This is a genomic window from uncultured Sulfitobacter sp. (assembly GCF_947499945.1).
Classification (GTDB): domain Bacteria; phylum Pseudomonadota; class Alphaproteobacteria; order Rhodobacterales; family Rhodobacteraceae; genus Sulfitobacter.
In genome coordinates, this window is the sequence record NZ_CANMQD010000002.1 from 322591 (window position 1) to 337007 (window position 14417).

The following is a 14417-nucleotide window of genomic DNA, read 5'->3' on the forward strand; positions in this document are numbered from 1 at the left end:
GGTGGTTTTAGGGGCGCATAAAAGGCCAACAGCATCAGACGGTTTTCAATATGCCACGCAGGCGTTTGGCCAGATGTGCAATGCCGGGGGCCATGGTGAAATCCGCATGCAGGCGGGTATGAGCTGCTTGCGCAAGGCGGGGGCCGAGCGTCGGATCACTTGCGATTTGCTGCATGGCATCGGCAAAGGCGTCCGCGCTGTCGATGGCGAGCAGGCCATGTGTACCCGTGGTGATGAATTCGGGGATGGCAGAGACTGGTGTGGACAGAATGGGCAGCAGTTGGCTCGCCGCTTCCATCAACACATTGGGCAGCCCGTCTCGGTCGCCATCCGCTGCAATACGCGAGGGCAGCACAAAGAGGTCTGCGGTGCGCATTGCCTCAATCACATCAGGCTGATCGCAAGCGCCGCGCCAAGTAATGCGATCCGCTACGCCAGCTGCTTGCGCGCGAGCTCGCATTACGGCATCCAGCTCGCCACCGCCGATATGGGTCCAGTGCCAGTTGAGCGTTGCTGGCAACAACGCGAGTGCATCAATGAGCGTGTCAAAGCCCTTTTTCTCGACCATGCGCCCGACGGACATCATCCGCAGCGGCGCATCGAGGCTGCGCAGGGGGCGGTCAGGTGGGGCAGGAAAACGGGCGAGGTCAAGGCCGTGATAGACCAGATCAACGCGTTCAGGCGTGTCTGCGAGCCCCTGTAAATGCTCGGCACCGAACCGCGTGCAGGTGGCCCCGAATGCCGCGCCATATGTCGCGCCGTTCAGCTTTTCCTCCAACTCCCAGTCGGGAGAAGTCCAGATGTCTTTTGCATGGGCCGAAAAGGACCAAGGCACCCCGCGCAGGATCGCAGCATAGCGTGCAACGGAAGAAGGTGTGTGCAGGAAATGTGCGTAGAGAGCCTCAAGCGAGCCTTCGGCCTCATGTGCTAGAACGCAGGCCTGCCCCCAACGGCGGCGGCGGTTGGCGGTGTCATCGCGTTCCAGATCGCGTGCGTAGATTTCGGCAGCAGCATCGAAACCAGACAGCGCCGTAACAGCCCCCATAGCCTCGTGAACACGCCGTGGCTCCTCGTGCAGATATTCCGGCAGATAGCGCACGCGGGCTTCGAGGCGGTCATGCAGAGGGTGGGTTTTCTTGTCGGTCGGGTGACGCAACGACCACAAGTCAAAACTCAGCCCCGCTTCCTCAAGCGCTACCAATTCTTGGGCGATGAATGTCTCCGACAGGCGCGGCCAGCCTTTAACAACAATGGCGAGGGGGGGCGTGGTCATAATCATTCGTCCTTTTGGGCCATGAGGGCGCGACCGCGTTCCACGACCACTTTCAATCCGTCAAGGATACCATCGGCCCCCGCCTCGGAGGGTTTCTTCTGCGTGGGCAAGTTACGGATCGCGGCAACCATTGCATCGACAGTCATACCATCACGCCCATCATCCAGCATACGAACAAGGCCAAGCTCCTCAGCGCGGCTCGCACGTATCCACTGCTCAAGGCGCGGCACAGTGCGCGGCACAATCACAGCGCGTTGATCAAAGCTGAGCACTTCGCAGAATGTATTATAGCCGCCCATACAAACAACTCCTTGGGCGTTGGCAAAAAGCGCCTCAATGCGGCTGTCGAACCCTGTCGCTGTCACGCGGCCATTGAGAGCGGCCACACGTGCATCCATAGCATCGCGCACATCTCCCGACAGAAAAGGGCCATAGACAAGCATCGCGTGGGGTCCCAGATCGGGATCGGCCTCATAGGCATCCAGCACAAGCGACACCATCGCGGCCCCATCGCCGCCGCCGCCCGGCGTGATCAGAATGTAAGGTTCGTCCGGCACATCCGAGCTGTCGGTGAGGGTGCGGCGCAGATAGCCTGTATAGTGGATGCGGGCGCGGGTAGCATCGCTGAAGGGCAAGCCTTTTGTCGGGTCATAAATATCTTCATTGCCGTAAACCCAAAACTCGTCGTAGTAGGCTTCCGCTGCTTTTACGGCCCCCTTGCGTGCCCATTCGGCGGCCAACACTTCAGGCTCGTCCAGCACATCACGAAGGCCCAGCACCACACGGCAAGTGCCTTGTGCTTGCAACCACTCCAAGGTGGGCAACAATTCACCGCGAAATCCCGTAGGTTCTTTGTCCACAATGAGCAGGTCAGGGTTGTACTGTTCAACCGCTGACTGGATCAGACCTGCACGCAGATTTGTGGTCGCGTCAATATTTAGGCCCAAGGTCGAGCTCACATAGGAGCCGTCAGGCAGTTTCGTCACACCGGGCAGGCGGATATGGTCGACCCGTTCGGGAAAAGTAAACCGCCCGGCCACAGGAGAGCCAGTGAGGATGATTGCCGAGGCTTCGGGATCACCTGCTGTCAGTGCTGTGGCCAGTGCACGGGAGCGGCGCAAATGGCCCAACCCGAACGTATCATGGCTGTAAAGCATAATGCGGCGCGAAGGTGCGCGAGCGGTGGCTTTTACGATGGCCTGTTGCGTCATAATCATTCTTTCCGATCGTCAGCAGGCTCAAAGCCTCAGGTCGCTGCCTGATTTGCCGAATATTCCTTTGATGTCGTACAGCACGGCGCCCTCTTTGCCAAAATTTCGGATAGCTTCGGATCCGAGTGCTACAAATTCGCGGTGGCTGACTGCGACGATGATTGCGTCATAGGTACCAGCCTGCGGTGCCTCGACGGCGGTCACACCGTGCTCACTATGCAGACGTTCAACACCCACCCACGGGTCATGAACCTCTGCACTCACCGCATAATCACCAAGCTCGGCCACGATATCGGCCACGCGGGTATTGCGGGTATCCGCACAGTTTTCCTTGAACGTATAACCGAGGATCAATACACGCGCCCCTCGCACGCCGATGCCCTTCTTGAGCATTGCTTTGATCAGGGTCTGGGCCACATGTGCGCCCATGGCATCATTGATGCGGCGGCCTGCAAGGATCACTTCGGGGTGATAGCCCAGCTGCTCGGCGCGGTAGGTGAGGTAATAGGGGTCAACACCGATGCAATGCCCACCCACAAGGCCAGGCTTGAACGGCAGGAAGTTCCATTTGGTCCCCGCCGCTTCCAGCACTTCGAGAGTATCAAGGCCGAGGCGGGCAAAGATCAGCGAAAATTCATTGACAAGGGCAATGTTGAGATCGCGCTGGGTATTCTCGATCACTTTCGCCGCTTCTGCCGTTGCGATGGAAGAGGCGCGGTGCAAGCCTGCTTTTACCACGGGGGCATAGATTGCCTCGACACGGTCCAATGTTTCCGCATCTTGCGCCGCGATGATCTTGATCACATTCTCCATAGAGTGTTCGGCATCACCGGGGTTCACGCGCTCTGGCGAATAGGCCAACTTGATCTGGCGACCTGCCTCCAACCCGCTTCCAGCAGCAAGAGCCGGACCGCAGACTTCCTCGGTGACACCGGGGTAGACAGTACTTTCCAGCACAACCAATGCGCCGTCAGTCAGATGTGGTGCAATGGTCGCGCAAGCACCCAGAACAGGCCCCAAATCAGGCGCTTTTGCGTCGGTAATGGGCGTGGGCACCGCGATGATAAAGGCAGTGCGCCTCGCCAAGTCAACGGCGTCATGGGAAAATTTTGCGGTGGTCGCTGCGACCTTCTCGTCCGAGATTTCGCCGTTTGGATCGGTGCCTGAACGCAGGGCATCAATCATCGGCGCATGAATGTCATAGCCCAGCACGTCAAAGCCTGCACGCGCCAAGGCCAGCGTCAGCGGAAGCCCCACATAACCAAGACCTAAGACGGCGATCCTGTCGGTATTGGTGGCTGTGGTCATAGTTAATTCCTTGGGCTGCGGTAAAAAGTAAATTGGCGGTACAGCCCTTCCACCGCTATGGCACGAAAGATTGTCCCTTGTAAAACATGATCAGAATGTCGGTTGGTATCTCTGATGTACTTGAAATGGCAAAGGCGAGGTCAATTGCAATGCACGGACCAAGCACGTAGCGTCACGTCTGTGTGAATGCGGTTGCGTGCCGGATGCCAAAGGAAAGCAGTTCAATGATCTACCGCATGATGTATGTCGCGCTGATGGCGCTTGTTTTTGCCCTTGCACCGCTTCACCAGGTTCAAGCGCAGGGTATTGCATCGCTCCTGTCGGGAGAGCCTCAGGTGGAGGCGATCCCGGAGAGTGAGACACTGGCCGAAACACTGCGCAGTGCAGCACGGGACGGCGTGGGCATTATCGTTATTGATACCGACGGTCGCGTACTCACCCAGACGGAGCCGGCGGTAAATCCGAATGCGCCGCCAACCGCCGAGGATTATTCGCGGCTGATGCAGGTGCAGGAGAATGCAGATCAGGTGCGCGATGCGCTGATTACAAGGCTTAAAGAGTTGCCCGTAGCATTGGAAGAAGTCCTGTATATTCTGCGGGCAGCGTCGCCTGATGGCACGCTGATGCTGTTTGTAAAAATGCTGGGGATGAGCTTGCTGTTGTTCGGCATTGGCGTGATTGTCGAGCGGGAAATATTCGGTAAACGTCTGGTCAAACGCTTTGTGGTGGCCCGCGTAATGGAGGATCCTACAGGCTACGCCGAGAAGATGCCGTTTCTGGTGTTCCGCTTTTTCATTGGCGTTGTGGGCATTCTGGTCTCCATGGCGGTGGCCTATATCTTGGGCGTTACCTTCTTTCCGCCGCTGACTGACAGCGCGGCCCAGTTTACCGTAACGCTCATCAATATTGCCTATTTCTGTTGCCGTGTTGCGGCGGGGCTGTGGCGGATGATTCTGTCCCCTTTCCTTCCACAATACCGCATCCCGTTCTTTTCCGACCGCGATGCAAAGCGGTTGCACAGGTGGCTGTGGTTGGTTGCGGGCTTTGACATCTGTGCGATCCTGTTCGGTATATGGATTGGAGAGTTGGGCCTGAACTATGACATCTATGCATTGGTTGCAGCATTGCTTTCAGGAGTATTGGTGCTGCTCAACATCCTAATGGTTCTCGTCAATCACCGCGCGATCTCCTATGCGCTTCGGCGCGGAAAAGAACCCGTCGAAGTGGGCCTGCTCGCGCGGATGCTGAGCAAGCTTTGGGCGCCTGTGGTAATTGTCTATGTCGTGTTCGCGTGGTTCGAGCTGACCTATGATCTGGTGTTGGAGAACCCCAGCTCGATCCCGCTGATTGCGGGTGCATACGGGATCGTTGTCTCGATTGTCGTGGTCTACGGCGTAGTCAACTATATCATTGAGCGCGGTTTTGCCCGTGCGCGTGTTCTGCGTCTGTTGCGCGACAAACAGGCCGAACGCGAAGCCGCCGAGCAAGCGCGACTTGAGCGTGAGGCGCAAGAACGGCAGATGCTGCGTGAAGATGGTCCTGATCCCGATCCTGAACTCGCCCTTGAGGGTGACAGCCCCGCTGGCCCCCTTGGAGCGCGCATTGAGCCTGCTTTAGCGGTGCAGGCCCCCACGGTTGCCGATCTGACCGACGCCGAGCACGATATGCTCTCGGCCGCAGCAGAGGAGCGCGGACAGCCAGTGCGCGTCCTCAATAGTTTTGAAGCTTTGGCGCGGCGGGTTGCAGGTATTCTGGCCTTTGTCGCGGGGTCTTATGCATTCTTCTATATTTGGGACAATGACAGCGCACGAATGGTCGAATCCGTCTTTGACCGCCTGCTGGACCTCATGGTCATCGTTTTCATTGGCTATGTCGTCTATCACGCGTTCCGCATCTGGATTGATACAAAGATCGCAGAAGAAAGCGGGGACGAGATTGAGGCAGAGCCAGGCGATGAAGGCGGCGCATCCTCTGCATCACGCCTTGCCACGTTGCTGCCGCTCTTTCGAAATTTCACGCTTATCGTGGTGGTCGTGACCATCATCTTGATCCTCCTGATGGAAGTCGGGATCAACGTTGGTCCGCTCTTTGCGGGTGCTGGTATCGTCGGTGTCGCGGTTGGCTTCGGCTCTCAGGCGCTGGTGCGCGATATTTTTGCGGGGGCGTTCTTCCTGTTCGATGATGCCTTTCGCAAGGGGGAGTATCTGGATGTGGGGGGGGTCAAAGGCACCGTCGAAAAAATATCGGTCCGCTCGTTCCAATTGCGCCACCATCTTGGTGCCTTACACACGATCCCGTTTGGCGAGCTGCAAGTTATGACAAACTATTCCCGCGACTGGGTGATCATGAAGCTGCCCCTGCGGGTGACCTATGACACGGACGTAGAGAAGGTGCGCAAGCTCATCAAAAAACTTGGTATTGCTCTGTTGGATGATCCGGTAATCGGGCAGAATTTTATAGCACCGTTAAAGTCGCAGGGTGTGATCGAAATGCAGGACAGCGCGATGATCATCCGCGTGAAATTTATGACCAAACCAGGTGATCAATGGTTGGTGCGAAAACGGGTCTATGAGGAAATTCGCGAGCTCTTCGAGCGCGAAGGCATCAAGTTTGCCCACCGCGAAGTGACCGTGCGGTTGGCCGATGGCAAAGTTGACGATCTTACCGAAGACCAAAAGAAAGAAGTCGCCGCAGCAGCGCATGCATCGCTTGAAGAAGATGATCTGCCAGAGGCGGCAGGAGAGGCGAGCGGCGATGATAGGTGAGCCTTGATAGTCAAAGGGGGCGGTCTAAGTGTGACGTAATGACACGCACATAACGGAGCATTCATGTCTGATTTTACCAACACATCCCGCCGCCAATTCATGCTGACCACAGCCGCCGCTGCAGGTGCAGTGACAATACTGCCCTTTGCTGCGCGTGCCGCCGCACACGCAGGCGATACGTTTGATACCCCAGCGGGTCCGATCAAAATTATGCCAGTCGCCCACGCGTCTTTTGTCGCGCAGACACCGATTGGTGTGATTTACGTTGATCCGGTCGGTGGCGCCGAAATCTATGCAGATATGCCTGCCGCTGATCTGGTTCTGATCACACACGAGCATGGTGACCATTACAATCAGGAAACGCTGGATGCTATCGTGGGTGAGGGGACGCAGATCATTGCAAACCCCGCAGTCTTCGCCAAGCTTCCAGAAGCCATGCAGGCACAGGCAGGTGAAGTGGCAAACGGGGGGACAGCGATTTTCAAAGAGCTGAGCATTGAAGCGATCCCCGCTTATAATATTACCGAAGACCGCAAGAACTTTCATCCGGAGGGCCGCGACAACGGTTATGTGCTGAACTTTGAAGGTTTCCGCATGTATGTCTCGGGTGATACCGAAGATACGCCTGAAATGCGTGCTTTGGAGAACATTGATCTGGCATTCGTCTGCATGAACCTGCCCTTCACAATGGATGCCAATGCAGCGGCCTCTGCTGTGGCGGAATTCAAGCCAACGTTTGTCTATCCCTACCACTACCGTGGCCGTGACAATGGCACGCAGGACCCCGCTGAATTCGCCAAGATGGTCGGCGAAGGTATCGAAGTGAAAATGGGTGGCTGGTACGGCTAAGATATGTCGAATTGGCTTCTAGCCCATTTGATATACGCGAAAGGCTCTGCCCCTCGCGCTCTCAGCAATTCTAATTAAAATAACGAAAGGTGCCGCAGGAATGTGGCACCTTTTTTAGCTGCGGTAGGGGTCTAGGGAGGCGCGCAGGCCATCGCCGAGGAAGTTGAAGGCGAGGACCACGACGATGATAGGCAGCATGGGAATCGCCGTCCAAGGGTAGATTTCGATACTGGCAAGGTTTTGGGCATCGTTGAGCATCACACCCCAAGAGACAGCGGGAGCACGCAGTCCGAGCCCGAGAAAGCTCAGCGCTGTCTCGCCGAGGATCATTGCGGGAATCGAGAGGGTCGCACTCGCGATCAAGTGGCTCATGAAATTGGGAAGTAGATGGCGGCGGATCACGCGGCTGGGCTTTGCGCCCATCATCTCGGCGGCGCGCACGTATTCTTCTTCACGCAAGCTCAGGAATTTGGCGCGCACTGCACGGGCTAGGCCGGGCCAGTCGAGGATGCCGAGGATAATTGAGATGATAAAGAAGACAGCCACAGGCCCCCAATTGGAGGGGACGGCAGCGGAGAGGGCGAGCCAGAGGGGGAGCTCGGGCAGCGAGCGCAGGATTTCGATCGCGCGGTTGATGGTCCAGTCGATGCGTCCACCAAAATATCCCGCCATAGCGCCAAAGAAGATACCGAGGATGAAGCTCACGGTGATGCCGATAATGCCAACAGTAAGCGACAGCTGCGCGCCATAGAGGATGCGGCTGAACACATCGCGGCCAAGGCGGTCGGAGCCCCAGAGAAAGATTGTGGCCCCTTCGGGCGCACAGAACAGGTGCGTGTCTGATGATATCAGGCCTGCGATTTTGTAGTCCGCGCCTTCGCAGAAGAACGTGAGCGGCATGGGGGCGGTTTCATCCACGCTATAGCGCCAGCGGTAATTTTCGAGATCGGCGATGGCCGTGGTGGCATAGACATAAGGGCCAATGAATTCGCCTTCATGCCATAGGTTAATCTCTTGAGGGGGGTGATAGAGGTAATCCGCGCTGCGCTCGTTCGCCGTATAGGGGGCTACGAATCCTGCAACGGGCAGGATCAGGTAACAGATCAACAGGAACAAGCCCGAAACCAGACCCAGTTTATGACGCCGGAACTTGCGCCAGATCAGGACATAACTGGGCGCATCAAATTCGGCCCGTTCGGGCGCGGAGAGGTCGGCACCATCTACCCACGGCGCGGGATCGACATAGCGGCCATCGGGACGATTGCTCATTCGCGGCGCCCTCCGGTACGGATGCGTGGATCAAGAAGCATCAAAAGTACGTCCGAGATCATCGTGCCAATCAGCGTGAGCAGGGCGACAAACATAAGCACAAAAGCGGCAAGGAACTGGTCCTGTGACTTGAGCGCCGTGAGCAGGTAGGGGCCGATGGTTTGCAGGCCCAAAACAACCGACACCAATACAGAGCCGGAAATCATTGCAGGCAGCAGGTTGCCGATGTCAGCGACAAAAGGGTTGAACGCCATGCGCAGGGGATATTTGCGCAGCATTGCAGCGGGTTTCATGCCTTTGGCGATGGCAGTTTCGACATAGGGCTTGCTGAGCTCATCCAGCATGTTTGCCCGCAAGCGTTGCATCATGGCAGCAGCGCCAGAGGTGCCGATTACAAAGGTTGGCACGATGAGATGGAACAAGATGGATTTGACCTTATCCCACGACATCGGCTGGCCCTCGAATTCGGGGCTCATCAGACCGCCGATGGGCAGGTCAAAGTACTTATGCCCGTAATAGAAGAGGATCAGCGCCAGCAAAAAATTGGGTGTTGCGAGGCCAAGGTAGCCGATAAAACCAGCGGTATAATCCACCCAAGTTTCGGATTTGGCGGCGGCGAGCACGCCCAAGGGAAGTGCCACAACATAGACAAAGAGAACTGCGGCGAGGTTGACCAAAACTGTGAGCCAAAGAGCATCGCCCACAATCTCGGACACGGGGCGGTCAAACTCGAATGACCAGCCAAAGTTACCTTGGATCAGGCCGTAAAATCCTTGTGGACCGGGCATGAAACCTGCCCAGATCATGTATTGCTCCCACAATGGACGGTCGAGAGAATATTCGCTGCGAAGGAACTCGGCCTTGGCGACACCTTCGGCCTGACCCGTCGCGCGCAACTCTGCGATCTGGTTGCTGAGGTAGTCGCCGGGGGGCAGGTTGATGATGGCAAACACAAGGATCGAAACGATCCACAGCGTCAGAAGCATCGTGAAAAACCGACCAATGGCGTAGCGGAGAAGGATCATTGGCCTACCTGCTGGAATGGATCTTCAAAGTAGAATTCGTCGATGCGGTGGATACCGAAGTGCGCACCTGGCTCATAGGCCCAGATGCCTTTTTCGGGCACATTGCGCAAGCGCCGCGATACGACAACGGGCTGCGGGGCACCCGATAGGATACCAATCGCGAACTGTTCTTGTGCGTGGATGTCGAGCATCTCATTCCAGATTGCTTCACGCATAGCGGCATCACTCGTCCTGTTCCAATCGGACTGAAGCTGTAGCAGGCGTTTTGGGGCCTCCATATCTGGAGCCTCACCGGCCTGTCCCATGGTCTGAAAATGCTGACCCCATTTGGGCCATGCGAAAAATTCTTGTTGCGTGGGCGCAAGATATTCGGGCGACGTTGCAGCGCTGGGCAGGCCGTTATCCCAGCCATACCAAACCGCTGCCATGCCTGTGCCTGCGTAAATGCGGTTGCGCAGGATATCGCGGTCAAGCGGGCGCATCACCAGACTGATGCCCAACTCGCGCCATGTGTCGGTGATGATTGTCAGGGCGTTTTCGACTTCCTGCCGCTCTCCAGCGGTCTCAATCACAAATTCCATTGGGCGACCATCAGGCAGCTTGCGCAGCCCGTTCCCTGTCCGATCGGTCAGGCCCATCTCATCGAGCAGGCGATTGCCATGTGCGATATCCATCGCGGCCCATGCGGAGAGGTGATCGGCATTGTGTAGGGGGCTACGCTCCAGTGCGGTCATTCCGCCCTCATCTGCCAGTCCGAAATAAAGAGCGCGGTTAATCATGCGGCGGTCAATCCCGAGGCTCAAAGCACGGCGAAAACGCACATCGCGCATGACATCGCGCCAGACCGGATCGGCGAAGTTGAGGTTGGGATAAATGGCGATCTGGCTGGCGGTACCGTTGGCCCATAAAAGAGTGCGGTAGTTGCCCCCGTCTTTCTCACCCTTCTTGAGGATCGCTACATCGCGGAAATCAAGGCCACGGGCCTGAAGGTCGACTTCGCCTGCGTTTGCCTTGGCTGCAATCAGGCCGCTGCCCACTACAGTCATCTGGACCACGTCGATGTAGGGCAGTTGCGTGCCTGCGGTGTCGAAGCGGTGAAAATAGGGGTTACGCACGAAGAGGTTCCGCGACGTAGGCTCTCCGCTCGCATTCATCCAAGGCTGTAGAGTCGGCTGGTCAGGATTGTCGAACTTGTACATGTTGTCGCGTCTGTTGTGCAGGGCGGGCCAACTCTTGACACGAGCAGCCAAAATTTCCTGCACCAGAAAGTTAGGATCTGCATAATCTGCATGGAATTGTTTGAGATAATGCGCGGGGCGGTAGATGAACGGCGGGCTGGCCTGTGCGAGCAGTGGCAAGAAACTCGAATTGGGGCTGTCCCATTCAAACACAATAGTATGCGCATCGGGGAAGGTGACAATGCCCATCTTGCCGTCGACCATCATCCACTCTGGCGGACCAGAGGGCGTGATTTCGTCGTTGTTTGCCACATCGTTCCACCAATAAGCAAAATCGGCAGAAGTGAACGGCGCACCATCGGACCAGCGATGCCCCTTGCGCAGATGCAGGGTATAGCGTCGGTCCTCAAACACATCGACAGCGCGTAGGATGTCGGGCTGGATCGAATAGTCGGGAGCATATCCCACCAGACGGGCATAGCCATAAACGACCATCTGGCGAATATCTTTGCTGCGCGATACAAGGGTGCGCAGGGTGCCGCCCTGAATTCCGTTGGTTCGGCCCTTGGCCTCCAGATCTACGATCAGCGGCTCGGAAGGGGCGCGCTCGGATACAGGGGGCAAAATGCCGTCCTTAACCTCCAAACCCCAAAAGCTGCTTTCGGTGAGGGGCGGCGTTTGAGCAAAAAGAGGCGCTGTCGTCAGGAGGAAGGCCGCAGCCAATATGACCAATTTACGCATGGCAACGCACCATATGCCCGGGTGTCAGCTCGCGTAGGGCAGGGGCGGCCTGACCTTCAAAGCGGAACATCTCTGGCCAGCTTTCCGTGCTGCCCGCCCCTTTTGCGACCAGATCAAGGTCGATGGGGCGGTTTATATCTGGCTCTGGCTGGGCCGCGATGAGCGCCTGAGTGTAGGGGTGCTGCGGGTTGTGAAATAGAATGTCGGGGGTGGCCTGCTCGACGATAACACCGCCGCGCATGACTGCCACTTCATCGGCGATACGGGCCACAACGGCCAGATCGTGACTGATGAACAGATAGCTGAGCCCCGCTTCGTCGCGGATATCCTCCAACAAGCCAAGAATTTGATCCTGCACCGAGACATCAAGCGCCGAGGTCGGCTCGTCACAGACCAGCAGTTTGGGATCAAGGGTAAGAGCACGCGCAATGGACAGCCGCTGGCGCTGGCCACCCGAGAAGGCATGCGGATAGCGTGGCAGCATATCGGGGCTGAGGCCCACCATGCGGATCATCTCGGCCGCTTTCTCGCGCCGCTCGGCACGGGTGCCGATATTGTGGATTTCAGCAGGTTCGGTCAGCGCCTCTTGGACCCGCATACGCGGGGATAGGGAGGAGTAGGGGTCTTGGAACACCATTTGTGCGTCGCGCTGAAAATTCCGGCGCTGGGCGGAGGTCATATTGTGCACATCAGTGGGCGTCTCGCCACTGCGGGCTGAAAATAGAACTTCGCCGCCGGCATCTGGCGTGATCGCGCCAAGAGCTACGCGCGCGCAAGTTGTCTTTCCTGAGCCACTTTCACCGACCACGGCCAGCGTCTTACCGCGGGGCAGTTTGAGGTCCACATTGCGGCAGGCCGTAACCACGGTCGGCGCGCGCCACCCGCCCGTACGCAGGGTAAAGCTTTTCGTAACATTGCGGATTTCAAGAATGAGATCGGTTTGCGGGGCTGGAGCTACTGGATCAGAAACAGTCGGAATGACAGGAGCGGCGGCAAATAGCTTTTTAGTGTAGCCGTGGGCCGGATCGCCAAGCACCTGCTGCGCGGTACCTGCCTCCATCACACGGCCCTTGTTCATTACAACGACCTTGTCCGCCATATTGGCCACAACGCCAAGATCATGGGTCACGAGGATCACGGCCATGCCTGTCTCGCGTTGTAAATCCTTGATCAGTCCTAAAACCTGCGCTTGGGTGGTGACATCAAGGGCTGTTGTCGGCTCGTCCGCGATCAGCAAATCGGGTTTGGATACCATCGCCATGGCGATCATAGCGCGTTGGCGCATGCCGCCTGACATCTCGAAAGGATAGCTTGTCCATGCGCGTTCTGGATCGTTAAAACCAACACGTTCAAACTGTGCCAGCACACGACGCTTTGCATCGGAACCGCTGATGGCGTTGTGCAGGTGCAAAACCTCCGCGACCTGATCCCCCAAACGGTGCAGTGGCGAGAGCGAGCGCATCGGTTCCTGAAAGATCATCGAGATACGATCACCGCGCAAGCTGCGCATCTGTTTTTCGGGGGCAGTCGTCAAATCACAACTCGCACCCGCGTGATTATAGCGAATCTCCCCCCCGCGGAGCTGGGCATTTGCTGGCAGAATCCGCAGGATGGATCGACAGGTCAGCGTTTTGCCCGACCCGCTTTCCCCTACAAGAGCGAGGGTTTCACCAGATTCCACAGAAAAGCTGACGCCTTCAACAACAGGAGCCGCTTTTCCAAAGCCGATTGTGAGTGATGATACCTCTAGCAGCGCCATGTCTGTCCTTGTCCCTTGGGCCAGAGTGAACATTATAAAACAAGCGCCGTCCAGCGCTGTTCCCTGTTTGCAACGTGTAATCGCGATGGACGGGCGCGATTGTGTTCTGCGGTAGCGCTGCCGGTTCGGGTCATGCGCTAAGGCCCGAGGTGTATGAACGTCGGGCGCTTGTTCAAAGCGTGGACATCACTGCATCGATCCGTATCATGCAATTTCCGATGACATCCATTTTGATCCTCACGGCGGCCAGATGACAGACCAAAGCTCAAGCCAGAATCCGGACAGGAAGTTCGCCAATACGCTGGCCCGTGGCCTTGGTGTCCTGCGTGTGTTCAGGGCCAGCGATAATGGTTTGACCCATGCCCAAATCGCGGAGCGTACGGGCCTGCCCAAGCCGACGATTTCGCGGCTGACTTATACCCTGTGTGAGTTAGGCTATCTCAGCCATGGAGGTCGAAATGACCGTTTCCGCCTTGGACCCGAGGCGATTGTGCTGGGCTCCGTGGCCTCCCTTGCAGTCAGTTTTGTAGATATGGTCAGCGATGATATGCAGCAGCTTGCTGACGATACAGGCACTCTTGCCCTCATCGCGGTGCGTGACGGTGATCGCATGATGCTGGTGCGCACGTGGCGCCCTGCCACGGCGCAGGCGATCTGGCTGGAGCCTGGGCACCGTATTCCTTTGCTGTGGTCCTCATCGGGGCAGGCGTTTTTGGCTACAATGGACGCAGAGCGGTTTGAGGCACTGGAGCCTGATGCAGATATGCGGGCCGTGCGGCAGGATGGATATGATCAGTTGCTGGGCCAAGGGTTCATCATCGCCGCCGAGGCGACACGCTATGCCAGTACGGTAAACGCGGTGAGTGTTCCCTATGATGCTGGAGAGTTCGGTGAGGCAGTTGCCTTTACTTGCGGGGCCACGCCCGAAACCCTTCCAACGGCACGGATGCACGCGGAGGTTGGTCCCGCTTTGCACCGCCTTGTAAAAGCCCTTGAGATGCGCACAGGCCGCGCACCCGCGCTGAGCCGTCGCGGTTGA

General features: G+C 57.3%; 10 protein-coding genes. 3 read left to right on the forward strand and 7 right to left on the reverse strand.

The annotated features are described in order from the left end of the window. Positions 1-34: 34 nt before the first annotated feature. Genes Q0775_RS11775 through Q0775_RS11785 form a run of 3 tightly spaced genes read right to left on the reverse strand, consistent with a single transcriptional unit; the run spans position 35 to position 3792 of the window. The gene (locus tag Q0775_RS11775; RefSeq protein WP_298860804.1) at positions 35-1279 is read right to left on the reverse strand and encodes a glycosyltransferase family 4 protein; all 1245 of its coding nucleotides are present in this window, start codon (positions 1277-1279) and stop codon (positions 35-37) included. After that, the gene (locus Q0775_RS11780) at positions 1276-2484 is read right to left on the reverse strand and encodes a hypothetical protein (RefSeq protein ID WP_298860807.1); all 1209 of its coding nucleotides are present in this window, start codon (positions 2482-2484) and stop codon (positions 1276-1278) included. Before Q0775_RS11780 ends, Q0775_RS11775 begins: the two co-directional genes overlap by 4 nt. Before the next feature lie 27 nt (positions 2485-2511). Next, on the reverse strand, positions 2512-3792 hold the full coding sequence (locus tag Q0775_RS11785; protein ID WP_298860810.1) for a nucleotide sugar dehydrogenase: 1281 nt from the start codon (positions 3790-3792) through the stop codon (positions 2512-2514). Positions 3793-4019: 227 nt separating this feature from the next. Here Q0775_RS11785 and Q0775_RS11790 point away from each other — a divergent pair, with 227 nt between their 5' ends. Together Q0775_RS11790 and Q0775_RS11795 are read left to right on the forward strand one after the other, a co-directional pair. After that, a complete protein-coding gene (locus tag Q0775_RS11790) occupies positions 4020-6557 on the forward strand; it encodes a mechanosensitive ion channel family protein (RefSeq protein WP_298861787.1) in 2538 nt (845 codons plus the stop codon). Positions 6558-6620: 63 nt separating this feature from the next. After that, complete coding sequence (locus Q0775_RS11795) at positions 6621-7406, forward strand: MBL fold metallo-hydrolase (RefSeq protein ID WP_298860813.1); 786 nt, start codon at positions 6621-6623, stop codon at positions 7404-7406. Between the two features lie 114 nt (positions 7407-7520). Here Q0775_RS11795 and Q0775_RS11800 read toward each other — a convergent pair whose 3' ends face one another. Genes Q0775_RS11800 through Q0775_RS11815 form a run of 4 tightly spaced genes read right to left on the reverse strand, consistent with a single transcriptional unit; the run spans position 7521 to position 13378 of the window. Beyond that, the gene (locus tag Q0775_RS11800) at positions 7521-8675 is read right to left on the reverse strand and encodes an ABC transporter permease (RefSeq protein WP_298860816.1); all 1155 of its coding nucleotides are present in this window, start codon (positions 8673-8675) and stop codon (positions 7521-7523) included. Further along, positions 8672-9700, reverse strand: a complete 1029-nt coding sequence (locus Q0775_RS11805; RefSeq protein ID WP_298860818.1) for an ABC transporter permease — start codon at positions 9698-9700, stop codon at positions 8672-8674. Before Q0775_RS11805 ends, Q0775_RS11800 begins: the two co-directional genes overlap by 4 nt. Further along, on the reverse strand, positions 9697-11619 hold the full coding sequence (locus Q0775_RS11810) for an ABC transporter substrate-binding protein (protein WP_298860820.1): 1923 nt from the start codon (positions 11617-11619) through the stop codon (positions 9697-9699). Before Q0775_RS11810 ends, Q0775_RS11805 begins: the two co-directional genes overlap by 4 nt. Next, positions 11612-13378, reverse strand: coding sequence for an ABC transporter ATP-binding protein (locus Q0775_RS11815; protein WP_298860822.1), 1767 nt, complete (start codon positions 13376-13378; stop codon positions 11612-11614). Before Q0775_RS11815 ends, Q0775_RS11810 begins: the two co-directional genes overlap by 8 nt. A 250-nt stretch (positions 13379-13628) precedes the next feature. Between Q0775_RS11815 and Q0775_RS11820 the strand changes: the two genes are divergently transcribed. Beyond that, positions 13629-14417 carry a helix-turn-helix domain-containing protein gene (locus Q0775_RS11820; RefSeq protein WP_298860825.1) on the forward strand — a complete coding sequence of 263 codons (789 nt, stop codon included), beginning with the start codon at positions 13629-13631 and terminating at the stop codon, positions 14415-14417.